The organism is Streptomyces sp. HUAS ZL42, assembly GCF_040782645.1.
Taxonomy (GTDB): Bacteria; Actinomycetota; Actinomycetes; order Streptomycetales; family Streptomycetaceae; genus Streptomyces.
The window spans coordinates 7,102,959-7,124,807 of the sequence record NZ_CP160403.1; the positions used below are offsets into that span (position 1 = coordinate 7,102,959).

Consider the following 21,849-nt stretch of genomic DNA (forward strand, 5'->3'; position numbering starts at 1 on the left):
ATCCGGCCCCGAACGGCCCGGACCGGACACCCGTGTTCACGCAGGCGGGCACGATTCGCTCACTCCCGTGCCGTACTCACCGGAGCCCCTCGATCGACCCACCGTCCTCCAGGGTCCCCGTCAACCCGGCCTGAGCCCCTTGCTTCGCGCGCGCCGTCAGCAGGCGTCCCTCCGACGTCGCCCGGACCCCGCCCGTCGCTCTGATCGACGAGGTCCCCCGGCTCCCGGCCGCGAGCAGGTACCAGTGGCCCCCCTCCGACTTCCACAGCACCCCGGCCAGCACATGAGGATCGCGGGGCCCGCACGCCGGGACGTTCTCGGCCTTGGCCGCCACCGCCCCGTACGCGCCGTCCGGCGTACGGAACTGCGCCAGCACCCGCGGCCCGGTGCCCTGCCAGGTCTCCGCCCGCGTGCACACCCAGTCGGCCGACCCGCTCGCGTCGGGCAGTGGCTGTTCGGCGTACCGCCAGGCGTTCACCGACCGCACGCCCTGGCCGCGCGCCTCGGCCAGCGAGCAGGCGAACGGCGCCCAGGTGTGCAGTGCCTCCGCACCGCTCGTCTCGTGCGGTGCGGCCGGACGGCCCACGGTGAGGCGGGCGGGCACGAGTTCGCCGAGGTCGCTCATCAGGCGGGTGCCGGTCTCGTCGGTGAGCTGCAGCACGTTCCACGATGTGCAGGGGCCGGTTCGGGTGACCGGGCCGGCCAGGGGCGCGGTGATCCCGCCGGTCACGGTCAGGGCCATCACACCGGCGCCCGGCTTCATCAGATCCCGCTCGGCCGCCTTGGCCACCCACGGTGCCAGCAGATAACGGACGTTGCCGTCGGCCCGGTCCAGCACGATCGCGCTCGCCTCCGCGCGGGACGCGCCGTCGACCCGGGCGAAGTCGAGGGCGGCGCCGGCCGTGCCGTCCTTCGGCTCGGCATACCGGGCGATGCGCAGACCGTCGTAGAGGATCACCACCCGCGCGCTGTCGGTGTCCCCCGCGTACAGCAGCTGGGGCGGGCCCGCCGGGCCTCCGGACGGGGTGCCGGGCGTCGCCGAGACGCGGACGGCCTCGCCGGGCCGGGCCCAGACGGCGAGGGAGCGGCGCAGCAGTGCCGTGTCACCGGTGAGGTCGCCGCGCGCGGGCCACACGGAGAAGTCGGTGCGCGTGGAGCCGCGCCAGACGGTGGGAGCAACTCTCGCCAGGTTGGCCGGGTTCAGGGCGGCCTCGGCCGCCGGATTCCGCGCGTACGACGGGGCGGCCGCACCCTCGGGGCCCCAGCCGTCGCCCGGCAGCGCGACGAGCGCCCCGCACACCGCGACGGCCGCCGCGGCGGCGAGCACGGCCCTGCCGTGCTGTCTGCGCCGCATCAGATCGGTGGGCCGGGCCTGCAGCGAACAGGCGTCGAACTCGGGGGAGTCGAGCAGCGCGTACCGCGCCTCGACCCCGTCGGCCTCCCGCAGCGCGGCTTCGGGGTCGTCGACTCCGGACGCCGTCAGCACCTGGCGTACGTCGCCGTCCGGGAGCTTCTCGAGGCCGCGCAGCACATACGCGGCACGAGCCGGGCCGGACAGCGCGGAGAGCCGCTGGTCCAGGGCGAGTTCCTCGGCGCCTCCCGAGCGCGGGAAGAGACGCAGACCCCAGACCTGGGGGAGCAGCGGCGGGAGCTGGGAGCGCCTGGGCCGCCTCGGGCGCCACCGCGGCAGGCCCGCCTCCAGTGCCGTACGCACGACCTGGAGGCGGACGTACGCGTACCCCGGATCGCCGTCGCGGCCGGTCGGCTGGGCCGGGATGACGGGCGTCGAGCCGCGGCCTCGGGGCAGGGCGCGCTGAGCGAGGGCGTGGGCGGTCAGGACGCGCCTGCCCCGGCCGGTGCCCGGCGGCAGCATCAGATAGGCGAGCCGGACGAGCCGCGGATAATGCTCGACGAGCGCGGCCTCGGCCTGTTCGACGTCCACGACCGGGTCGGAGGAGGCTGATGTGGGGTGCGGGGCGACATCCTGTGACTGCACGTTCAGCAAAACGAGCGAATCGCCGGATGGTCACCTGACTCAGGAGAGTTACTCCTCGGGCTCCACGAGCAGCCGCGCGTAGTTCGCCATCGAGCGCTGGTAGCGCGGCAGATGGGGCGCCAGGGCGCCCAGCACCAGGGACAGTCCCTCGCGGTCGCGGCCCAGACTGGACAGACACAGCGCGAGGGTCGCCCGTACGGCGTCGTCCAGCTCGTCGGACGGCGCGTCCAGTTCGGGCGTCAGGAGCTTGACGCCTTCCTCCGCCCGCCCCATGTTCCTCAGTGAGCTGGACATCTGGATCTTCGCCCGGCGGCCCTTGTAACCGCTGACCTCGCTGAGGCCGAGCGCCAGAGCCTCCCGGTACAGCGGGACGGCCCTGTCCGAGTGGCCCGTCGAGTCCCAGGCACTGGCCTGCTCGAACGGACGGAGGGGACTGCCCTCCGGCAACTCGGCGACGAGGGCGTCGATCACGGCCCGGAAGTCCGCGGCACGCTCTTCGGGGTAGGCCGGGAAGCTGTCCCAGGCTGCGGTCACGCGATCTTCCCAGTCTCGGTTCACCGGGACACTTTCGCACGGGCGTGCCTACAGTGGCACTCGGTTTCCGGCCCCTTGAGGACCGATCTGAGCATGTCGCGCGCGGGGGCCGTATCGAGGGGGAGGCTTTCGCAGGGAGGACAGATGAAGGTGACCCGACCGATGCTCGCGGCGGCCGGCGCCGCGGCCGTGCTGGTGCTGGCGGGCTGCGGCTCCGACGGGGGTACGAAGGCGCTGCCGGAGACGGCGACCGGCAGCCTGGAGCACCTGGCCGCCGAGGTGAAGTGCACGCCGGACATGCAGACCGACGCCGACGAGATCCGGCAGGCCGTGTGCAAGAACTCCGACGGCAAGTTCATCCTCGCGACCTTCGCCACCGATCGTGGTCAGCGCGAGTGGATCAACGGGGCGAAGGACTACGGCGGCCACTACCTCGTCGGCCGCAAGTGGGTGGCCGTGGGCGAGGACAACACGGTGACCGCGCTGCAGAAGACCCTCGGCGGGGACATCGAGGAGGGCACCGACCACTCCTCGCACGGTGCCTCGGAGAGCGCGACGCACTCCGGTCACTGAACGACTTCGGCGCAGGCGAAAGCCGGCGGTGGGAATTCCCACCGCCGGCTTTCTGCTGGTCTAGCCCTGGGTCACTGGCACTTCTGGCCGCTGTTGATGCAGTTGGCGACCTTGTTGTTCAGCTGGGCGTTCATCACGTTGATGAAGTCGTCGTGGTCGGTGGAAGGCTTGTGGAGCTGCTCCGGGAAGCCGTCGACCGCGTACGGGTTCTTGATCTGGCCGTTCTGCAGCACCGGCGGGGGAACGTCGTACACCAGGCGCATCGTCAGCTGCGGGATCGCCTTGAAGCCGTTCTGGCAGTTGCCGTTGGCGTCGGCGAACGCGACGTGCGTGCGGTGGTTGGCCGAGTCGATGTTCTGGCCGTCCCAGCAGCTCTGGAAGGCGAAGGTGCGGACCACGCTGCTGCCCTGCGGGCAGATCGGGTACTGCTCCGTCAGCTGCACCTTGTTCTCGAAGCCGGTGCAGCTCCAGTGCGCGTTGGCGTTCGCCAGGCCGTTCGTGGTGGTCTTGGCGTCACCGGTGATGATGCGCAGGAACTGCGGCATCGCGACGACCTTGCTCTTCGGGCTGCCGACGAACTTGATCTGGGCCTGCTTGGCGACCAGGATCTTGCCGACGTTGCCCTCCTTGCCACCGCCGTCCGCGTTCTGGTCGAAGTCCTGCGTACCGTCCTGGATACGCAGCACCGGCCAGTAGTACAGCGACTTGTCCTGCTGGTTCTGGCAGGTGGTCTGGCCCTGCGCGAACGTGTTGTTGTTGGCGAAGGCGTCGTTCGTCTGGTTGCCGACGTAGTCGTGCAGGTGGTGCGCGCCGTTCTTCACGCCGGGCGCCACGATCACGTTGTCGGTGTTGTGGCTGCCGTTGGCGTTCACACCGCACTTGGTGGTGAACGTACCCGTCGACGCCTGGCCGTTCCGCTGCGGCTTGGCCTTCACGTTCGGCTGGACCTTCGTGATGTCGACGAAGTCGGCCGCGACCGGACCGTTGCCGGCCTGCCCGCCGTTGCCCTGCTGCTGGCCACCGTTCTGCTGGCCGCCGTTCTGCTGCTGGCCGCCGTCGTTGTTCTGCTGCTGGTCACCGTTCTGTTGCTGGTCACCGTTCTGCTGCTGCCCGTCGCCCGCCTGACCGGCGTTGGTCTGGGCGGCGGTCTGCGTCGTGCAGGCGGCGAGCTGGCTCAGGTCCTGTGCCTGGCCACCGACGCGCTTGATGTTGATCCGGATCCGGTCGATCGTCGCGACCCGCTTGTCCTTGAGGGGGCCGACGATCGCGTTCTGGACGAAGTTCGCGTCGTTCGCCTGCGCCTGGCGCGTGGAGGCGAGCCGGGCGTAGGCCTCGGTGATCTGCTTGTCCAGCAGCGCCAATTCCTTGGCGACACCCGCCTGCGCGGCGGCCGGCACATTGGTCAGCTTCTGCCCCACGTCCGGGCAGGAGATGGTCGCCACCTGGGTGGCGGCGGCCTTGGTCTGGTTCTGCGCCGAGTTGTTCGACTCGTGCGCAGAGGCGTAGAAGTTCGCCCAGATCAGCCCGCCCCCGCCGAGCGCTAGGGCCGCCGACGCGGCTATGGCCTTGGTGGCCATCGACGAACGGCGTTTACGTGTGTTGCGTCCCATGGAACTCCTCTGACTTCCTTGCGGGGCAGCATCGAGGCGCCCGACAGGAGTGAAGCGGCGTCTTTCCATACGGACGCCGTCCCAGAGGTGTTCAGCCGTCTCAGAAATTTATGAGAGACGCGTGGAACAATTCCCCCTCAACTTGCCCAAGAACCTGTGAGTTGCAGGTCATCAGCGGTGCCGGTCGAGGTGGGCGAGGACGGTCGGCGCGCGTCGATTGTCGTCGTCCGGGATCTCAAGTCCGGGTTTGGCGAAGATGCTGGCGGTGTGTTCGGCGATAGCCCGTTCCGTCACGACCAGCGGGCCTGTGCTCGGTCGAGCGGCAGCCATCGGCGCCCTTCGCCGGTCACCCCCCATCGCCCGCCAGCACCTTCGCCTCCACCTCCGGGTCCAGACCCTTCCGCGTCCGGTCCGGCCGCTGGGGCGCCGTACCGCCGATGCTCCGCAGCCAGCCCCATGTGTCGGCCACGGTGTCCTCGACGGGCCGGCACTCCAGTCCCGTCGCCAGCGCCCGGGAGACGTCCGCGGAGTGCAGCGCGTCGTGCAGGTCGCTGCCCGGCGGCACCCACACCGGCAGCTCGGTCCACGGTTCGATGCCCGCGCCGAGGATCACGTCCGGGTCGGTCCAGCGCAGCTCGGCAGGACCGCCGGTCGCGCGCACGCACGCGTCGAGCAGAGCGCCCATCGTGGTGTGACCCTGCGGGCCGATCAGGTTGTACGGCCCGCTCAACTCCCGTTCCACCGCGCCGAGAACCCACTCGGCGAGGTCGCGGACGTCGACGTACTGCAGGGGCAGATCCCGCGGCCCCGGCGCCAGGACCGGTCCGCCACGGGCGATCCGGGTCAGCCACCAGGGCAGCCGCCCGACGTTCTCGTACGGCCCGAGGATCAGCCCGGCCCGCACGAGCACGGAGCGGTCCGCCCCGAAGCCCTGCACGGCGGCCAGTTCGCCGCCCCGCTTGTCGCGTGGGTACTCGGTCTGCTCCGCGTCGGCCTCGGCGCCCTCGACCAGGGGCGCGTCCTCGGTGTACCCGGCGGGCGGGGTCCAGGCGTACACCGAGCAGCTCGACACGTACACGTACCGCTGTGCGCGGCCCCGCAGCAGGCGCGCCGTGCGGTGTACCGAGCGCGGGGCCGCCGACCAGGTGTCGACGACGGCGTCCCAGGTGCCCTCGGCGAGGGCGGCGAGCCCGTCGGGCGCGGTGCGGTCGCCGTGCAGCGACCGCACCCCGGCCACAGGTGCGTGCCGGCCGCGATGGAAGACGGTCACGTCCCAGCCACGCCCCAGCGCCGCCTCCACGACGGCCCGCCCCACGAACTGCGTACCACCCAGCACCAGAAGTCTCATACCGGTGACTCTGCCGGGTGCAGCCGCGGGACGGAACCGGATCTGCCGTGGGCAGAGGCGGGGCTCAGTGTCCGGTCGGCGGGGTGTACTTGTAGCCGACGCGGCGTACGGTCTGGATCGCCTGGCGGTGCTGGGCGCCCAGCTTGCGGCGCAGACGGGCGATGTGGACGTCGACGGTACGGCCGTCGCCCACGTGGCCGTAGCCCCACACCGTGGTGACCAGCTGGTCGCGGGTGTGCACCCGGTGCGGGTGCGCGACGAGGTGGGCGAGCAGCTCGAACTCCAGGTAGGTGAGGTCGAGTGCGCGCCCGTCCACCTCGGCGGTGCGCTGCGCGGTGTCGAGGCGGACGAGCGGGTCGTCGCCCGTCTCGTCGCCGTCCGGCCGGTCGGGCGCCGCCACCGGCAGGAACGGCGGCTGCTGGTCGGCCGGGACCAGCACCAGGTAGCCGATCATCGGCGGCCGGCCCGGCAGGGTGGGGAGGGTGTGCTGAGGAGCCGGCAGCCAGGTGGCGCCGGGCGGCAGGAAGGCCGCGACGTCCACCACCTCGTCGTGCTCGACGGCGCGCAAGCGGTGCCGGGCGGGGGAGTTGAGAGGAGGGGTGGACGAGAGAGAACGAGTGGTCGCCATGAGAGGTCAGCTCTTTCGCGCGAGAGGTTCGTCGGAGGGACGTACGTCGTTGCGCGCTGGCCGAAGGCCGGGGTGTGCGGCGTCAGAGGGCCGGCGCGTTCATCGCGCGGCAACACACCCGGTCGAAGTCGTGGTGCTGACGGGAAGGCCAGAACGGCTCGAGGTCACGGCGACCCGTCGCGCTGCACTTCTGAGACCCGGCCATGACCCCATTGAAGCAGAAGCGGGCCTCCGGCAGGACGCTTCTCTCACTGCTCGGACACTCCCCGGCACACGCGAAGGGCGCCCACCGACCGGCGGGCGCCCTCGAGGAGCTGCGGGACGGATCAGACCTGGCCGGCCTTCTCCAGCGCGGAGCAGCAGGTGTCGACGATCAGGCGGGTCACCAGGTACGGGTCGACGTTGGCGTTCGGACGGCGGTCCTCGATGTAGCCCTTGCCGTCCTTCTCGACCTGCCACGGGATACGGACCGAGGCACCGCGGTTGGAGACGCCGTAGGAGTACTTGTCCCACGGGGCGGTCTCGTGCAGACCGGTCAGACGGTCGTCGATGCCGGCGCCGTAGTTCTTGACGTGGTCGAGCGGCTTGGAGCCCTCACCCAGCGACTCGCACGCGGTGATGATCGCGTCGTAGCCCTCGCGCATCGCCTTCGTGGAGAAGTTGGTGTGCGCACCGGCGCCGTTCCAGTCGCCCTTCACCGGCTTCGGGTCCAGCGTCGCGGAGACACCGAAGTCCTCGGCGGTGCGGTAGAGCAGCCAGCGGGCCACCCACAGCTGGTCCGAGACCTCGAGCGGGGACAGCGGGCCGACCTGGAACTCCCACTGGCCCGGCATGACCTCGGCGTTGATGCCGGAGATGCCCAGGCCCGCCTCGAGGCAGTTCTCCAGGTGGGCCTCGACGACCTCACGGCCGAAGATCTCGTCGGCGCCGACACCGCAGTAGTAGCCGCCCTGCGGGGCCGGGAAGCCGCCCTTGGGGAAGCCGAGCGGGTAGCCGTCCTGGAAGAAGGTGTACTCCTGCTCGATGCCGAAGATCGGCTCCTGGGCGGCGAACTTCTCGGCGACCTCGACCAGCGCGGCACGCGTGTTGGTGGCGTGCGGGGTGAAGTCGATGTTCAGGACCTCGCACAGGACCAGGATGTCGTCGCCGCCGCGGATCGGGTCGGGGCAGGAGAAGACCGGCTTGAGCACGCAGTCCGAGGCGTGGCCCTCGGCCTGGTTCGTGGAGGACCCGTCGAAGCCCCAGATCGGCAGCTCGGCACCCTTGGCGTCGTCGGCAAGAATCTTTGTCTTGGAACGAAGCTTGGCCGTCGGCTCGGTGCCGTCGATCCAGATGTACTCAGCCTTGAAGCTCACGGGCCACATCCTTCGGGGGTGGGTCTTGGCGCGTATCGCGGGTGCTGCGGCGCTGCGGCACTGGGGCGCCGCACTTGTTTCCCGCGAGCCTGTCAACAGGCGATTTCCCGGTCGTTGCCCGAGTGTGAACCGCGTGTTACCTGGTGGTGCTGTGGCGCATTTCACGATGTGAGGGCCTCGACGCCACAGGGAGTCCCGAGAACCTCTCGGTCACGGCCTCAGCGGCGTGAGGGCGGGACGGCTCGTATGCGATGGGCGTGCGACGCCGACGCCACGCGACCGCGAAACGGCCGGCGACCGTCACCCCCGTAACGGTCGCCGGCCTGGCCGCATTCTCTGGGCGGACGTGCCGGTCCTGCTGCTCCTGGCAGGGGGCAGCAGGACCCGTGACACGTACGACCTCAGAGTTTCCCTGGGTGCCCGAGCCTCACCCCACCTTCTCGATCACTGCCCGGCGGATCAGGAACTTGCCGGGCTCACGGACCTGTTCGAAGGCCGCGTTGTTGAGCAGGACGCAGCTGCCGGAGACCGAAGTGACCTCCACCGTCGTGGACTTGTTGTTGTCCAGGTTGGTGACCTTCAGCTTCGTACCGGCCGGGAACTGGTTGCTGGACGCGGCCGGGGCGCCGCCCTCGCCGGAGAGGGTGACCGTGGAGCCGTTGCAGACCTGCTGACCCGAGGCGGCACCGCCGCCGTTGTTCCCGGCATTGCCCGTGTTTCCCGCGTTACCGGCGTTGCCGGTGTTCCCCGCGTTCCCCGCAGGAGCGGACGCGGAAGCGGCCTGCGAAGGCTGCGTCGCCTGGGAGCCCTGAGCCGACTCCCCAACGACGCACCCGGACGCCTTCTGCTGGACCTGGATCTGCGCGACGACCGCCTCACGGTTGGCGATCCGCGCCGCGGACTGCGCATCGGGATTGGCCCGCTGCCCCTCGATGAACTTCTGGTTGTTGCCGAGGGCGGTGGCCAACCCCTGACACACGGACGACTCCGCGGCCGTCTGCGGCGACTGTGCGGCGTTGGAGGTGCTCGCCATGACGAAGGCACCGCCTCCCGCCACCGTCGCGGCGCTGACCAGCAGCGCGATCTTCTTCTTGGTACTGAGTGTTCTCCTGCGCGACATCCGCGCCTCCTGAGAGGTAGGGGAGCGTACGCCGCTATGTACGAGATACCGAACGAAGTTACTCAGTGGTTACAGGAGTCACTGAAGTAACGTACGTCACACCCCCGCTCCCTGCTCGTACGCCGCCACCTTGTCGTCGACGTACTGGAGAAGCCCCTCGGTCTGCCGCGTCAGCTCGGCTTCCTTCGTCTCCGCGCCGTCGCCCCACTGCCCATTGGCGAACACCATGGAGCGCACGGTCATCAACCGCCGGAACACCCCGGCCGAGCCGGCGGCACGGTCGGCAACCCGGCCTCAGGCGGCGGGTCCAGCGACACGACCTGATACGTCACCGGGTCCGTCGCGGCCATCCCGAAGACGAGCATCGCGTCCTCGGCCCGCCGGTACGTCACCACCGTGACCGTCACCTGCGAGCGCCGCTCGGCGTCCGTGAACAGGGCCGAGGTCAACTGCAGGCATCCCGATCCCTTTTCGGAGAACGAGGCCAGCTCCTGCGACATGCCGTCGGCGCATCGGGTGGTGGTGGCCAGGTCGACACGCTCGTAGCGCGAGCCGTCCTTCAGCCGCACGCTCTTCTCCGGGAACGCCTGCTCGGGTCGGACGACGGGCGGCGACGAGGCGGCGGAGGGGGTCGCCGCGGAAGTGGCGGCGGTACCGGCCGAGGCCGGGGAGGCGGACGTCTCGCCGGCCTTGCCGTCGCCCACCGTCATCACCGCCCCCACGGCGACGGCCGCGACGAGCACGGCACCCGCCGCACCGGCCACGGCGAGCCGGGTCCGCCGACGCCTGCGTATCCGCTCCTGTTCGGCCACCCACCGGGCGTACGGGTCCGGCGGCCCGTACGGCTGGTGCTGCGGCCCGTACGGCATTCCTTGATCACCGAAAGTCATGGCCGCGGAGGTTAACGCCGGAACCGGCCCGCACTCCCGTCACCCGACAAACCCTCGGTCAACGGGACAGAGCATCCCGTACGGCCTCTTCCGTGCGGGCGATCACGGCCGTGCCGTCGTCCGCGGTGATGATCGGACGCTGGATCAGCTTGGGGTGCTCGGCGAGCGCGCTGATCCAGCGATCGCGCGAAGTGTCGTCCCGCGCCCACTCCTTGAGGCCGAGCTCCTTGGCCGCGGCCTCCTGGGTGCGCGTGATGTCCCACGGCTCGAGACCGAGGCGGTCGAGTACGGCCCTGATCTCGTCCTCGCTCGGTACGTCCTCCAGGTAGCGGCGGACGGTGTAGTCGGCACCCTCGGCGTCGAGCAGCGAGACGGCACTACGGCACTTGGAGCAGGCCGGGTTGATCCAGATTTCCATGCGGCTCACGGTACGCGAAGGATGGCTTGTTCGATTTTCTCTGGTCTCCCGCGCACCTTGCGGACCGGATGTGACAGGGCGGCAACTTCCGTTCCCATCAGCAGTTTTGCTGGATCGCCGGGCTCCCCGAGTGTCAGTGCCGGGCGGTAGACTTGAAGCAGTGTTCGAGGGAGTCGCCGGGATGTCCGGACGGCGCCCTGACCGCGACAGGAGGATGCCCGTGCCCGCTGCCGCACTGAAGCCGAAGCCGCTGCCCACCCAGTCCACCGCGAAGCGTCCCGTGCTGCTCGACCTGCCCTACGAGCCCGTGGAGAAGCGGCCGCTGCCGCCGGGGCGCCCGCGCGAGTGGTACATCACGCACAACCGCCGTCTCAAGGCGATGCGGTTGGCGATCGCCCTGCTCGACTCCGGCGTCTACATGCCGAACCAGGCGCGCAACGAGACGATACGGAGCACGGCGGAGACGATCGGCGTCCATCCGCCGTCGGACACGACGTGCCACATGGTGCGGGCGTTGATGCGTTACTCGCGGTGAGTAGCTGGTGCCGGGTGCCCTGGGTTTCTCGGGCACCCGGCGCTGGTTCCGCCCTCGCTGCGGGCTCCGCCCCCAGACCCCGGGCCTGTGGTGCCCACCCACCACCCGACTCGGTCGGACAAGAGGTGCCCCCCAAGGCCGGCTGCTACCCCGCCAACTCCCGCTCCAGCGGCGTCCGGAACCGCGGTGTCACCCGGCTCGCTCCCACCCACCCCCGCAACCTCTCAGCCTCCGCCCCGATCGCCGCCTCCCCCTCCCGGCCGACGCCCTCCTTCTCCAGCGCCCGCCACACGATCTCCCCGTCGGGCCGCTGAGCCCATCCCCCCACCACCCGCCCGTCCCACCACACCGTCGGCCCGACGTTCCCGCTCCGGTCGAACAGCAACGGGCGCAGCTCCGGCGCCAGATACCAGTCCCGCCCCTGCCACCCCATCGCCGTGGGATCGAGGGCAGGCAGCAGAGCGGCCCACGGATCGGACGGGCCCGCCACCGGGCCGACGTCGCCGTCGACGACGTACCCCGTGCCCTCGTCCAGGGACACCGCCTGTGCCCCGATCGCCGACAGCGCACGGCGGACCTCGGTCACCCGCCACCCCGTCCACCACTTCAGGTCGGCCTCCGTCGCCGGCCCGCACGCCGTCAGCCAGCGCCGCAGCAGGTCCGCCTGCGCCCGCGCCACGTCCAGCTCCGGATGCTCGGGAGCGAGCGCCCAGCGGAACTGGCTCGACGTCCAGGAGCCGAGCGGGCGGCCCCGGACCACCTTGCCCTCCACGCCCAGCACCCTCAGCAGCCGCGTCGAGACGGTGTGCACACCCTCGTAGCTCTTCCCCGCCGCGTACACGAACTGCTCCCGCAGCCGCGGCTCGTCCTGCGCCAGTTCGGCCGCCGTCGCCTGTCCGCGGCGCGCCAGCGCCGCCAGCGCCGACTCCTCGACCTCCTTCAGCCACGCCGCGTCCGGCGCCCCGGCCTTCGCCATGTGCTTCAGCAGAGAGGCACGCTCGCGTGCGGCCACCGTGAGACCCGTCGAAGCGTGCACCACCGCCGTGAGCCGCGTCGGGAACACGAAGACCGTGTGCCGCATGCCGTGCATGCGGACCAGGGCCCGGTCGCCGTACAGCGCCCGGTCCGTCTCCGCGACCGTCGGCGCCGGGTCCGCCAGCCGTGCGCCCACCGCCAGGTACACCGTCGCGGGGTCCGACCCGTGCAGGGCGACCAGCGCGTCGGCGACGGCCTCCGGGGTCGCCGCCCGTGCCGACCGGGCCAGGCGATGGCGGAGCGCCAGCCGCGCCCGCCGCTCCGCCACGCCGATGTACCGCTGCCCCTCCGCCATACCGGCCTCCACCCGTCACCTCGTCCGTCACGCCATCCTCCCGGACGCCACTGACAACCGGCACCGTCACCCGATCGCCGGACCCGGCATGCGCCCGCCCGGTGTGGGGCCTTTCACTGCGATCAGGAGGTGACGGAATCCGGGAGGCGTGATGCAAAGGGAGGGCCGATGACCACCCCCGCCGAACGTGCCGAGCGCGGCAAGGACGCCCGCAAACGCGTCCCCCGCTCCGCCCACGCCCGCTGGCTCCCGTCCGTCGACAGGCCCGACCCCGTCGCCGTACTGGAGCGGCAGGGGCGGGACCGGCTGCCCGAGCTGCTGCCGATCCGGTACGGGCGGATGGCCGCCTCACCGTTCGCGTTCCTGCGCGGCTCGGCCGCCGTGATGGCCGCCGACTTGGCCGCGCACCCGCACACCGGCCTCACCGTGCAGCTGTGCGGCGATGCCCACCTGCTCAACTTCGGCCTGTACGCCTCCCCCGAACGCGCCCTCCTGTTCGACCTCAACGACTTCGACGAGACGTTCCCCGGCCCCTTCGAGTGGGACGTCAAACGGCTCGCCGCCTCCGTCGCGGTCGCCGCCCGCGAGAACGGGCACAGCGACACCAAGGCCCACAGGGCCGCCATCGAGGCGGCGGCCGCCTACCGCACCGCCGTCCGCCGCCTGGCCGACGAAGGCGAACTCGCCGTCTGGTACACACGCCTCGACGCCGAACAGCTGCTGCCCCTCGCCCCCTCCGCCGGCCGGCGCCGCCGCGTCGAGTCCAGCCTCGGCCGCGCCCGCCGCCGCACCAGCCTCCAGGCTCTGGGCAAGCTGACAGAGGTCGTGGACGGGCGGCGTCGCATCATCCACGACCCGCCGCTCCTGGAACCCGCCGGCGCCTCCGACACGGCCTCCCTGCGGAAGATCTTCAGCGACTACCGCTCGACCCTCTCCGAGGAGCGCCGCCTCCTCCTCGACCGCTACCGCTTCGTCGACGCGGCCCGCAAGGTCGTCGGCGTCGGCAGCGTGGGCATGCGCTGCTTCGTCGTACTGCTGGCCGGGCGGGACGCCGACGACCCGCTGTTCCTGCAGATCAAGGAGGCCAGGAAGTCCGTCCTGGAGGAGTATCTGCCGAGCGGGCCGTATGTCCACCCCGGGCACCGGGTCGTCGCAGGGCAGCGGCTGCTGCAGGCCGCGAGCGACATCTTCCTGGGGTGGATGACCGGGCCCCAGGGACGCGCCTTCTACTGGCGGCAACTGCGCGACATGAAGGGATCCGCCGACGTCGCCGGGATGAACCCGGCCGACCTGGCGGCGTACGCCCGGCTGTGCGGCACCGCCCTGGCCCGCGCCCACGCCCGCTCCGGCGACCGCATCGCCATCGCCGCCTACCTCGGCGCCGCCGACACCTTCGAACACGCCGTCGCCGACTTCGCCCTCCAGTACGCCGACCGGACCGCCGACGACCACGCGGCCCTCGGCGCGGCGGTCGCGGCGGGGGTGGTGACGGCGGCGCCGGGAGTCTGAAGCGGGCAGACCCGCTCAGGCGAACCTCTCCAGCAGACCGGCCGCATACGCCTCCAGCCGCGCGCCCAGCACCTCCGGCGTCAGCTCGGTCCGCCCGAGCTCACGCCACGGGCCCGCGAGCTTCGCCGCGTCGGGGGAGTAGGCCAGGGCGTCGAGCAGCCGCCAGTACAGATGGTCCGGTCCGGCGGCGAGCCGGCGCCCGCCGTGGGCCTCGTAGCGCCCCCGGAACCCCAGCCCGTGCTCCGACCCGTGCAGCAGCGCCAGCGCCGTCGAGCAGTGGGCCACGTCCAGATCGGCGGGACCCCACGAGGTCTCGACCCAGTCGGCCACGCCGCTGATCCGCAGCTCCGTTCCCGCCCCGTGCAGCAGAACGGCGGTGGCCGCCCCCGGGCCACCGCTGTCGCCGTACACGCCGCTGAGTCGCTCACCGGCGTGGTCGTGAGTGAAGGACGTGGAGGAGGTGAAGGACGTGCAGGACTCGGAGACCGTGGAGTCGGAGAGCACGCCACCGCCCTGCGCGGCACGCCCGCTCATCTCCCCATTCACTCATGGCACTTGCGCCGCGGGCGCCCGCTCTCCGCCGTCGGTGCCCGAAAAGGAGATGCACGCGGAGTCACCGCCTTCCTACCCTGGAGAAGCGTTGCGGAGCACCACACTCCCGCTTTCCGCAGGCGAGGAATCACCTGGCCGGAGCGGGGCTACTCTCTACGCACCGACGGACGGCAGCCTTCCCCCAGCTCCCCTGTCGAGCACCCCCCGGCACGATTCGACACCGCTCAGTAACCGACCCACGCCCACGGAGGCCCGTCATGGGCACCATCGTCATATCCGGGACCGTCGTCCTGGTCGTCCTAGGATTCGGAAACCACGTCTACTGGCTCGCCGCGGTTGCCCTGCTCTTCCTGTACGTGCAGTACGGGCGCGGCTCGTCCTCGGCGTCCTCGTCGGGGTCCGGCGGGGGCTCCTCGTCGGCGGCCGCGCCGCAGTCGTACAAGGCGTACCGGGAGCGGCGTGACATGCAGGCCAAGTGGGAGCGGCGCTACCGCCGTGAGCGCCCCTTGGAGTCCCGCCGTCAGCAGCGGGAGCGGAGCGGCTGAGACCGTACGGATCGCGCAGGTCCCGGGTGGCCCCCGGTCACAGACCGGGGGCGCCCCACACGGGGAACCAGCGGCCCAGGTCCTGCTCGATCCGCAGGTCGTTCGTGAGGGCCGCCTTGACCTGCAGTTCGAGTGCGTTGTCGCGCCGTTGTCCCTGACCGGGCAGCGGCGCGAAGGGGTAGTAGGTGCCCCGCTTGTAAAGGTAGACCAGCGCCAGCCGGCGGTCGCCCTCCTGGAAGCCGGCCAGTGAGCACAGCAGCTGTGGGCCGAAGCCGTTGACCTCCATCGAGCTGTTCACCGCGTGCAGGTCGTTGACCAGCAGCGACAGCTCGTCGGGGGAGCGCCGGGAGACCAGCCAGGAGTAGCCGTAGTCGTCCTGGGTCAGCTCCACCGGGGGGCCGGTGCGGTCGGCGTCCGCGTCGAGGAGGGCCTGGACCTCGCGGTGCGTCTGCTCGAAGGCCGCGCCCTCGACCGTCGCGAAGCACACGGCACCCTGCCCGGTCGGCGTGAACCCGACTGCCGCCTCCAGCGTCACCGCCGCCGACGGCAGCGCGAACAGCTGGTCGAGATCGGGCGCGACCGCCTTCGTACGGCCGAGCAGGATGTCGAGCAGCCCCATGCTCAGCCCGCCTTCCCGGGCTTCGCCGCCTCGCCCAACTCTGCGGAGATACGGCCCAGTTGGTCGAGCCGTTGCTGCAGCGTCGGGTGGGTGGAGAAGATCCGCTCGATGCCGGGCTCGGATCCGGTCGCCGGGGTGAAGTAGAAGGCGTTGAAGGCCTGGGCCGTACGCAGGTCCTTCGAGGGAATCCGGGCGATGTCGCCGGAGACCTTGGTGAGCGCGGAGGCCAGCGCCGAGGGCCGGCCGGTGAGCAGAGCGGCCGCCCGGTCCGCCGCCAGCTCACGGTACCGGGACAGGGCCCGTATCAGCAGGAAACTGAGGGCGTACACGGCTGCCGACACCCCCATCACCACGGCGAACACGGCGGCGGTGTTCTGATCCCTGCGCCCGCCTCCGAACAGCTGTGAGTAGAAGGCGAACCGCACGATCAGCCCCGCGATCACGCCGAGGAACGACGCGATCGTGATCACGGCGACGTCCTTGTGGGCCACGTGCGACATCTCGTGCGCGAGCACGCCCTCGAGTTCGGCGGGCTCCAGCCGCCGCAGCAGTCCGGTGGTCACACACACCACGGCGTTGTCGGGATTCCGTCCGGTGGCGAACGCGTTGGGCATGTCCATGCTGGAAACGGCGACGACGGGCTTGGGCATGTCCGCGATCGCACACAGCCGGTCGATCACCGCATGCAGCTCTGGATACTCCTCCCGCTCCACGACCCGCCCGCGCATCGCGAACAGCGCGATCCGGTCGGAGAACCAGTACTGCGCGCCGAGGAAACCCGCCGCGATCACGACGACCAGCACCCAGGACTTCAGCACCACGATCAACGCGGCGACGAAGGCCACGTACAGCAGTCCGAGCAGAAACAGCGTGACCGTCATCCGCACGGTCAGCCGCCGATCGCTCCGGAAACGGCTCTGCATCTGCATCACCCCGCAGTCAGGCACTCGCCCCACTGCCCAGTGTGCACCCGCGGCCTCCCATGAACGGGTTCCGATCGGCCCTAGGAGGGGCAAAAGGTCCCTGGGCACCTCAGGCGCCGAGCCCGGCCTCCCACTTGCGGCGCATCAGCACATACTCGCTGAAGAGATGCCGCCCACGGTCGAGCAGCTCGCTCACCTCCGGTGCGCCCCGCGGCACGTCGGGCGTCGCGTGCCAGCCCCGCACCGACCGCTCGGCCCACGCCCGCAGCTTGACGTCAGGGTCGTCAAGAAGCGCCACAGCGCTCCTCAGCCGTGCGACACCACCCTGCGCCTCCAGCAGCCGGAACGCGGCGGCGCGCACGTGCCTCGGCCGCGCGCTCTCCAGCCGCTCCGCCAGCCGACCGGCGTCCAGCGCCCGAGCGGAGGGCAACAGTGCCTCGGTCGCCTCGCGGACGACGCCGGCCGCCGGATCGTCGAGCAGGGGCACCAGCCGTCGTACGTCCGTCACGTCCAGGGTCCGCAGGCCGGCGACCGCCCGTGCCCGCACGCCGGGGGCAGGGTGCTCGAGCAGCGGCCACAGCAGTTCGGCGTCCCTCCGCTCACCGCACTCCGCCAGTCCGATCACCGCGCCGGGCGGCAGCGCGGGGTCGTCGGAGGCGGAGCACCAAGAGCGGTACAGCGGCTGCGGATCGGTCCCGTGCTGCCGTACGACGTACCGCGCACACGCCCGCACGAGCGCGGACCGGTCGGCGAGGAAAGCCCGCGCCCGTTCCGGCCGCCCGGCCCACCGCAGCGCGGTTACCCCGGCCGAGCGCACGCGCGGATTGCGCGCGGTGAGCAGCGGTCCCAGGACGTCGTCGTGCGCACCGCCGTCCCGTATGCCGGCCAACGCGGCCTCGGCGCACAGGTCCTGGACGACGGTGTCGTGGTCCCCGGCGGCGGCGTCGGCCAGCTCGGCGGGGGAGAGGAGGCCCTCCTCGACGACGAGGCGGTACGTGAACCGGCGTACGGCGCGGTCGGGGTCGGTGAGCAGAGGGACGATCCGCTCCCACGGGGACCGGCGCAGCACCTCCGACAGCAGAGCGACACCGAACGCACCCCGGTCGCGGCGGCCCACCCGCAGGATCAGGGGTGCCAGGCCGGCGGCCGTCTCCGGGTCGAGGCGCTCGCGCAGCAGCTCTCGCGCAGGCTCGCGCACCGGCGTGGCCCAGTCGGCGGCGCGGAGCACCACCAGCGGGAGCACGGCGGGGTACTCGGCGGCGCGCCGCACCGCGGCCTCCCTGACCCGGCCGTCGGGGTGGCACAGGGCCAGCGCGAGTCGCGGCTCGACGTGGCGGAGGGCGAGAGTCGGCGGGATCGCCTGCCGTTGTCCCTCGACCCAAGCCCGCGTCGGAAGCGGGCCCTGCCGGTACCAGCCCCTGGCCCGCACCCCCGCGTCCAGCGCGGTCCACGCGGCCGGATCGTCGGTGTCGACGACCTCCGGAAGAGGTGCGCCGTTCTCGAGCCGCAGCACCATGGCCTCCCCGGCCGTGATGTCGTCGCGCATTCCCGCCCCCGATTGACCTTGCACGTCCGGCGATCGTAGGGCGCAGGACACCGCCCGGGCGCGCGAATTACGCGCTCCTCCTAACACGGTCTGATACGGCCTAATACGGCGCCCGGAACCGCGCGTACCCCAGCAGCACGATCACCGCGGCCACGCAGCCCAGTACCACCACCGTCGATATCCACGACGAGCGGCGTGGTGTCACCGGGCCGGGGTCGGCGCGGAACGGCTGGGGCTCGGGTGGGTTCTCCCTCCAGCGGGCGGCCAGCATGCGGGCGCGGGCCGAGGGTTCCTTGTGTTCGGCTCCGTCCGCCCACTTGAGGTCGAACTCCCGCTGGTCGTCGTCCTGTTCGGACATCCCCGTCTCTCCCCGTCATGTCTGTCGAACAGCAGTGCCGGAAACAATACGACGGCGCCCCCGCCCTGAGAAACAGGAACGGGGGCGCCGGAAGGCTCACGCGTCGGTGACGCGCGGTCCGATCACACGTCGAAGTAGAGCTCGAACTCGTGCGGGTGCGGACGCAGCTGCAGCGGGGCGATCTCGTTCGCGCGCTTGTAGTCGATCCACGTCTCGATCAGGTCCGGCGTGAAGACGTCGCCCTGGAGGAGGAAGTCGTGGTCGGCCTCGAGGGAGTCGAGGACGGCCGGGAGCGAGGTCGGGACCTGCGGCACGCCCGCGTGCTCCTCGGGAGCCAGCTCGTACAGGTCCTTGTCGATCGGCTCGGCCGGCTCGATCTTGTTCTTGATGCCGTCCAGACCCGCGAGCAGCAGGGCCGAGAAGGCCAGGTACGGGTTGCCGGAGGAGTCGGGCGCACGGAACTCGACGCGCTTGGCCTTCGGGTTGGAGCCCGTGATCGGGATACGCATGGCCGCGGAGCGGTTGCGCTGCGAGTACACCAGGTTGACCGGCGCCTCGAAGCCCGGCACCAGACGGTGGTACGAGTTCACCGTCGGGTTGGTGAAGGCCAGCAGCGACGGGGCGTGCTTGAGGATGCCGCCGATGTAGTAGCGGGCGGTGTCCGACAGGCCGGCGTAGCCCTGCTCGTCGTAGAACAGCGGCTCGCCGCTGCTCCACAGCGACTGGTGGACGTGCATGCCCGAGCCGTTGTCACCGAAGATCGGCTTCGGCATGAAGGTCGCGGTCTTGCCGTTGCGCCAGGCCACGTTCTTCACGATGTACTTGAACAGCTGCAGGTCGTCCGCGGCCGCGAGCAGCGTGTTGAACTTGTAGTTGATCTCGGCCTGGCCGGCGGTGCCGACCTCGTGGTGCTGGCGCTCGACCTGGAGACCGGCCTTGCCCAGCTCCAGGGAGATCTCGGCGCGCAGGTCGGCGAAGTGGTCGACCGGCGGGACCGGGAAGTAGCCGCCCTTGTAACGGACCTTGTAACCACGGTTGTCCTCGAGGGCGCCGGTGTTCCAGGCACCCGCCTCGGAGTCGATGTGGTAGAAGGACTCGTTCGCGCTGGTCGCGAAGCGCACGGAGTCGAAGACGTAGAACTCGGCCTCGGGACCGAAGTACGCGGTGTCCGCGATACCGGTCGACGCCAGGTACGCCTCGGCCTTCTTCGCCACGTTGCGCGGGTCACGGGAGTACTGCTCACCCGTGATCGGGTCGTGGATGAAGAAGTTGATGTTGAGGGTCTTGTCGCGGCGGAACGGGTCCACACGCGCCGTCGACAGGTCGGCGCGCAGGGCCATGTCCGACTCGTGAATGGCCTGGAAGCCACGGATCGAGGATCCGTCGAAGGCGAGCTCGTCGTCCGGGTCGAACGCCTCGACGGGCACCGTGAAGTGCTGCATCACGCCCGGCAGGTCGCAGAAGCGGACGTCGACGAACTTGACGTCCTCGTCCGCGATGAACTTCTTGGCCTCGTCGGCGTTCTGGAACATCCAGCTCCTCCTACTCCCGACCGTGCCGCCGGGGTGGTAGTTCGTTCGTGCGGCCAGTGCGGTGGCACACGCTGACCCCGACAGTAGGGACGCGTGATTTCTCGTACGTGACCCATTTGTTTCGCACAAGTTAACCGGACGTCGGCGGCTCCACCCCACCTGTCCATATGGCAAAACGGGCACAGTACCGTGGACGCGTGGACAAGAGGCAAGCAATCGGATCGTGGCTGTCCGGCCCCCGCGCGGCCGCTGAGGAAGCCGGTGTCGAGTTCGGATACCGGGGTGAGCAACTCGGCCTGCCGGAGGAGGGACCGGGCTCCCTCGCCCGCCCGGGACGGCGCCTCGGAGCGCTGGCCGTGGACTGGGGTGTCAGCCTCTTGATCGCATACGGTCTGATCACCGACGGCTATGACCAGGCGACCGGCAACTGGGCCCTGCTCATCTTCTTCGCACTTCACGTCCTCACGGTCGGCACGGTGGGCTTCACACCGGGTAAGCGGCTGTTCGGTCTCCGCGTGGTCACCCAGGACACCGGCACCGTCAACCCGCTGCGCGTCCTCCTGCGCAGCGTCCTCCTCTGCCTCGCCATCCCGCCCCTCATCTGGGACCGCGACGGCCGGGGCCTGCACGACCGGCTGGCGCGCACCGTGGAAGTGCGCATCTAGGGCACATCGGGCCTGTGCCGGGTACGACGAAGGGGGCGGCCGGATCACTCCGGCCGCCCCCTTGTTGACGTAGGAGGAAAGTCAGCGGGCCTTCGGCCCGCCCTTCGGCAGCCGCATGCCCTTCGGCATCGGCCCCTTCGGCAGCGGCATGTTGCTCATCAGGTCGCCCATGGCGCGCAGCCGGTCGGTGGTCGCCGTCACCTGCGGACCGGTCAGGACCCGCGGGAACTTCAGCAGGGTGGTGCGCAGCTTCTTCAGCTCGACCTGGCCCTCGCCCGTGCCGACGATCACGTCGTGCACCGGCACGTCCGCGACGATGCGGGCCATCTTCTTCTTCTCGGCGGCCAGCAGGCTCTTCACCCGGTTCGGGTTGCCCTCGGCGACCAGGACGATGCCGGCCTTGCCGACGGCACGGTGCACCACGTCCTGGCTGCGGTTGATCGCCACCGCGGGGGTCGTCGTCCAGCCCCGGCCGATGTTGTCGAGCACGGCCGCGGCGGCGCCCGGCTGACCCTCCATCTGCCCGAAGGCGGCCCGCTCGGCCCGGCGCCCGAACACGATCGCCATCGCGAGGAAGGCGAGCAGGAAGCCCAGGATGCCGAGATAGATGGGGTGACCGATCAAGAAACCGATCGCGAGGAAGACACCGAGGGTGACGATTCCGATAGCCGCGAGTACAAGACCGATCTTCTTGTCGGCCCTGCGGGTCATCTTGTAGGTCAGGGCGATCTGCTTCAGTCGCCCGGGATTCGCAGCGTCCGCTGCAGGTTCCTTCCTCGCCATGCCACGAAGTCTACGTGGCCCGGGAAGTGCCGACGACGGCAGTGCCCCGGAGGGAACCGGTGGAGTCAGGAGCCGGTGTAGGTGACCTGCTCAAGGACGCGCTGCGCCTCGACCCGGTCCTTGGCGCGACGGCGGTCCTCCAGGACGGAGGTCCAGGCGTTGCGGCGAGCGGTGCGCTGACCGCTGCTCATGAGCAGCGACTCGACGGCACGGAGTGCATCGGTGAAGGACGGGATGGCTGTGGCGCGAACGGGCGCGGCCTGCATGATGGAGGTCCCCCCTCGGGAATGGCGGCTTGGGCGAGCGGTGTACGGGGTGTACAAGCAGGGTCACTGATTGGTGTTACCAGGGCATGACCGGCCGGTCAAACGCCAATGAAGCCTTGATTCGTGGCGGAAAAACCTTGACGCGGCCCTGATGGCGCCCCCATCTGCGGGGATGCCCCAGGACCGCGTCAATCGGTCGCTACTGGACGGTAAG

The 21,849-nt window shown here is 70.8% G+C and carries 23 protein-coding genes and 2 pseudogenes; 5 read left to right on the top strand and 20 right to left on the bottom strand.

Annotation, left to right across the window (positions count from 1 at the left end; genetic code table 11):
• Positions 1-76: 76 nt before the first annotated feature.
• Both ABZO29_RS32265 and ABZO29_RS32270 read right to left on the bottom strand, forming a co-directional pair.
• Complete coding sequence (locus ABZO29_RS32265; protein WP_367323698.1) at positions 77-1,996, bottom strand: hypothetical protein; 1,920 nt, start codon at positions 1,994-1,996, stop codon at positions 77-79.
• A gap of 48 nt (positions 1,997-2,044) precedes the next feature.
• A complete protein-coding gene (locus tag ABZO29_RS32270; RefSeq protein WP_367323699.1) occupies positions 2,045-2,554 on the bottom strand; it encodes a tetratricopeptide repeat protein in 510 nt (169 codons plus the stop codon).
• 120 nt (positions 2,555-2,674) lie between these two features.
• Between ABZO29_RS32270 and ABZO29_RS32275 the strand changes: the two genes are divergently transcribed.
• On the top strand, positions 2,675-3,103 hold the full coding sequence (locus ABZO29_RS32275; RefSeq protein ID WP_367323700.1) for a hypothetical protein: 429 nt from the start codon (positions 2,675-2,677) through the stop codon (positions 3,101-3,103).
• A 71-nt stretch (positions 3,104-3,174) separates the two neighbouring features.
• Here ABZO29_RS32275 and ABZO29_RS32280 read toward each other — a convergent pair whose 3' ends face one another.
• The 9 genes and pseudogenes from ABZO29_RS32280 to ABZO29_RS32320 all read right to left on the bottom strand — a co-directional run bounded on the left by ABZO29_RS32280 (position 3,175) and on the right by ABZO29_RS32320 (position 10,472).
• A complete protein-coding gene (locus ABZO29_RS32280) occupies positions 3,175-4,713 on the bottom strand; it encodes a DUF1996 domain-containing protein (protein ID WP_367323701.1) in 1,539 nt (512 codons plus the stop codon).
• Positions 4,714-4,884: 171 nt separating this feature from the next.
• Positions 4,885-5,019 (bottom strand): annotated as a pseudogene (locus ABZO29_RS32285) (DNA-binding response regulator); the annotation flags it as partial.
• Positions 5,020-5,059: 40 nt separating this feature from the next.
• Entirely contained in the window at positions 5,060-6,061 is a 1,002-nt protein-coding gene (locus tag ABZO29_RS32290) for an SDR family oxidoreductase (protein WP_367323702.1), read from the bottom strand.
• 64 nt (positions 6,062-6,125) lie between these two features.
• Positions 6,126-6,689, bottom strand: coding sequence for a winged helix-turn-helix domain-containing protein (locus tag ABZO29_RS32295; RefSeq protein ID WP_367323703.1), 564 nt, complete (start codon positions 6,687-6,689; stop codon positions 6,126-6,128).
• Between the two features lie 326 nt (positions 6,690-7,015).
• Positions 7,016-8,044 carry a glutamine synthetase gene (gene glnII / locus ABZO29_RS32300; RefSeq protein WP_367323704.1) on the bottom strand — a complete coding sequence of 343 codons (1,029 nt, stop codon included), beginning with the start codon at positions 8,042-8,044 and terminating at the stop codon, positions 7,016-7,018.
• Positions 8,045-8,471: 427 nt separating this feature from the next.
• Entirely contained in the window at positions 8,472-9,164 is a 693-nt protein-coding gene (locus ABZO29_RS32305; RefSeq protein WP_367323705.1) for a hypothetical protein, read from the bottom strand.
• A gap of 96 nt (positions 9,165-9,260) precedes the next feature.
• Positions 9,261-9,392: a hypothetical protein gene (locus ABZO29_RS32310; protein WP_367323706.1), complete on the bottom strand. Its 132-nt coding sequence runs from the start codon at positions 9,390-9,392 to the stop codon at positions 9,261-9,263.
• A gap of 14 nt (positions 9,393-9,406) precedes the next feature.
• Entirely contained in the window at positions 9,407-10,054 is a 648-nt protein-coding gene (locus ABZO29_RS32315; RefSeq protein ID WP_367323707.1) for a hypothetical protein, read from the bottom strand.
• A gap of 58 nt (positions 10,055-10,112) precedes the next feature.
• Positions 10,113-10,472, bottom strand: a complete 360-nt coding sequence (locus ABZO29_RS32320) for an arsenate reductase family protein (protein WP_367323708.1) — start codon at positions 10,470-10,472, stop codon at positions 10,113-10,115.
• Positions 10,473-10,692: 220 nt separating this feature from the next.
• Between ABZO29_RS32320 and ABZO29_RS32325 the strand changes: the two genes are divergently transcribed.
• On the top strand, positions 10,693-11,007 hold the full coding sequence (locus ABZO29_RS32325) for a hypothetical protein (protein ID WP_367323709.1): 315 nt from the start codon (positions 10,693-10,695) through the stop codon (positions 11,005-11,007).
• 145 nt (positions 11,008-11,152) lie between these two features.
• Here the strand turns inward: ABZO29_RS32325 and ABZO29_RS32330 are convergent, their stop codons facing one another.
• The gene (locus ABZO29_RS32330; RefSeq protein ID WP_367323710.1) at positions 11,153-12,337 is read right to left on the bottom strand and encodes a winged helix DNA-binding domain-containing protein; all 1,185 of its coding nucleotides are present in this window, start codon (positions 12,335-12,337) and stop codon (positions 11,153-11,155) included.
• A gap of 168 nt (positions 12,338-12,505) precedes the next feature.
• On the opposite strand from ABZO29_RS32330, the gene ABZO29_RS32335 reads away from it, so the two are divergent.
• A complete protein-coding gene (locus ABZO29_RS32335; protein ID WP_367323711.1) occupies positions 12,506-13,846 on the top strand; it encodes a DUF2252 domain-containing protein in 1,341 nt (446 codons plus the stop codon).
• A 15-nt stretch (positions 13,847-13,861) separates the two neighbouring features.
• Here ABZO29_RS32335 and ABZO29_RS32340 read toward each other — a convergent pair.
• Positions 13,862-14,218: pseudogene (locus ABZO29_RS32340) on the bottom strand (aminoglycoside phosphotransferase); the annotation flags it as partial.
• A 437-nt stretch (positions 14,219-14,655) separates the two neighbouring features.
• On the opposite strand from ABZO29_RS32340, the gene ABZO29_RS32345 reads away from it, so the two are divergent.
• Positions 14,656-14,943 (top strand): hypothetical protein, encoded by a 288-nt coding sequence (locus ABZO29_RS32345; protein WP_367323712.1) that lies wholly within the window; start codon positions 14,656-14,658, stop codon positions 14,941-14,943.
• Between the two features lie 37 nt (positions 14,944-14,980).
• Here the strand turns inward: ABZO29_RS32345 and ABZO29_RS32350 are convergent, their stop codons facing one another.
• The 5 genes from ABZO29_RS32350 to glnA all read right to left on the bottom strand — a co-directional run bounded on the left by ABZO29_RS32350 (position 14,981) and on the right by glnA (position 19,921).
• Entirely contained in the window at positions 14,981-15,562 is a 582-nt protein-coding gene (locus tag ABZO29_RS32350; RefSeq protein WP_367323713.1) for a hypothetical protein, read from the bottom strand.
• A gap of 2 nt (positions 15,563-15,564) precedes the next feature.
• Entirely contained in the window at positions 15,565-16,485 is a 921-nt protein-coding gene (gene htpX / locus ABZO29_RS32355) for a zinc metalloprotease HtpX (protein WP_367323714.1), read from the bottom strand.
• A 109-nt stretch (positions 16,486-16,594) separates the two neighbouring features.
• Complete coding sequence (locus ABZO29_RS32360; protein ID WP_367323715.1) at positions 16,595-18,031, bottom strand: hypothetical protein; 1,437 nt, start codon at positions 18,029-18,031, stop codon at positions 16,595-16,597.
• Positions 18,032-18,131: 100 nt separating this feature from the next.
• Positions 18,132-18,389 (bottom strand): hypothetical protein, encoded by a 258-nt coding sequence (locus ABZO29_RS32365; protein ID WP_367323716.1) that lies wholly within the window; start codon positions 18,387-18,389, stop codon positions 18,132-18,134.
• 122 nt (positions 18,390-18,511) lie between these two features.
• The gene (gene glnA, locus ABZO29_RS32370; RefSeq protein WP_367323717.1) at positions 18,512-19,921 is read right to left on the bottom strand and encodes a type I glutamate--ammonia ligase; all 1,410 of its coding nucleotides are present in this window, start codon (positions 19,919-19,921) and stop codon (positions 18,512-18,514) included.
• A 197-nt stretch (positions 19,922-20,118) separates the two neighbouring features.
• Here glnA and ABZO29_RS32375 point away from each other — a divergent pair, with 197 nt between their 5' ends.
• The gene (locus ABZO29_RS32375; RefSeq protein ID WP_367323718.1) at positions 20,119-20,586 is read left to right on the top strand and encodes an RDD family protein; all 468 of its coding nucleotides are present in this window, start codon (positions 20,119-20,121) and stop codon (positions 20,584-20,586) included.
• Between the two features lie 81 nt (positions 20,587-20,667).
• On the opposite strand, the gene ABZO29_RS32380 is transcribed toward ABZO29_RS32375, so the two are convergent.
• Entirely contained in the window at positions 20,668-21,369 is a 702-nt protein-coding gene (locus tag ABZO29_RS32380) for a DUF4191 domain-containing protein (RefSeq protein WP_367323719.1), read from the bottom strand.
• A gap of 65 nt (positions 21,370-21,434) precedes the next feature.
• Positions 21,435-21,635, bottom strand: coding sequence for a hypothetical protein (locus tag ABZO29_RS32385; RefSeq protein ID WP_367323720.1), 201 nt, complete (start codon positions 21,633-21,635; stop codon positions 21,435-21,437).
• Positions 21,636-21,849: the final 214 nt, after the last annotated feature.

Coding starts and splice junctions, on each gene's coding strand:
- ABZO29_RS32350 (WP_367323713.1), bottom strand. CDS start 15,562: ATGGGGCTGCTCGACATCCTGCTCGGCCGTACGAAGGCGGTCGCGCCC.
- ABZO29_RS32275 (WP_367323700.1), top strand. CDS start 2,675: ATGAAGGTGACCCGACCGATGCTCGCGGCGGCCGGCGCCGCGGCCGTG.
- ABZO29_RS32385 (WP_367323720.1), bottom strand. CDS start 21,635: ATGCAGGCCGCGCCCGTTCGCGCCACAGCCATCCCGTCCTTCACCGAT.
- ABZO29_RS32320 (WP_367323708.1), bottom strand. CDS start 10,472: ATGGAAATCTGGATCAACCCGGCCTGCTCCAAGTGCCGTAGTGCCGTC.
- ABZO29_RS32295 (WP_367323703.1), bottom strand. CDS start 6,689: ATGGCGACCACTCGTTCTCTCTCGTCCACCCCTCCTCTCAACTCCCCC.
- ABZO29_RS32360 (WP_367323715.1), bottom strand. CDS start 18,031: ATGCGCGACGACATCACGGCCGGGGAGGCCATGGTGCTGCGGCTCGAG.
- ABZO29_RS32305 (WP_367323705.1), bottom strand. CDS start 9,164: ATGTCGCGCAGGAGAACACTCAGTACCAAGAAGAAGATCGCGCTGCTG.
- ABZO29_RS32290 (WP_367323702.1), bottom strand. CDS start 6,061: ATGAGACTTCTGGTGCTGGGTGGTACGCAGTTCGTGGGGCGGGCCGTC.
- ABZO29_RS32380 (WP_367323719.1), bottom strand. CDS start 21,369: ATGGCGAGGAAGGAACCTGCAGCGGACGCTGCGAATCCCGGGCGACTG.
- ABZO29_RS32315 (WP_367323707.1), bottom strand. CDS start 10,054: ATGACTTTCGGTGATCAAGGAATGCCGTACGGGCCGCAGCACCAGCCG.
- ABZO29_RS32335 (WP_367323711.1), top strand. CDS start 12,506: ATGACCACCCCCGCCGAACGTGCCGAGCGCGGCAAGGACGCCCGCAAA.
- ABZO29_RS32280 (WP_367323701.1), bottom strand. CDS start 4,713: ATGGGACGCAACACACGTAAACGCCGTTCGTCGATGGCCACCAAGGCC.
- htpX (WP_367323714.1), bottom strand. CDS start 16,485: ATGCAGAGCCGTTTCCGGAGCGATCGGCGGCTGACCGTGCGGATGACG.
- glnA (WP_367323717.1), bottom strand. CDS start 19,921: ATGTTCCAGAACGCCGACGAGGCCAAGAAGTTCATCGCGGACGAGGAC.
- ABZO29_RS32345 (WP_367323712.1), top strand. CDS start 14,656: ATGGGCACCATCGTCATATCCGGGACCGTCGTCCTGGTCGTCCTAGGA.
- ABZO29_RS32330 (WP_367323710.1), bottom strand. CDS start 12,337: ATGGCGGAGGGGCAGCGGTACATCGGCGTGGCGGAGCGGCGGGCGCGG.
- ABZO29_RS32310 (WP_367323706.1), bottom strand. CDS start 9,392: ATGGTGTTCGCCAATGGGCAGTGGGGCGACGGCGCGGAGACGAAGGAA.
- ABZO29_RS32365 (WP_367323716.1), bottom strand. CDS start 18,389: ATGTCCGAACAGGACGACGACCAGCGGGAGTTCGACCTCAAGTGGGCG.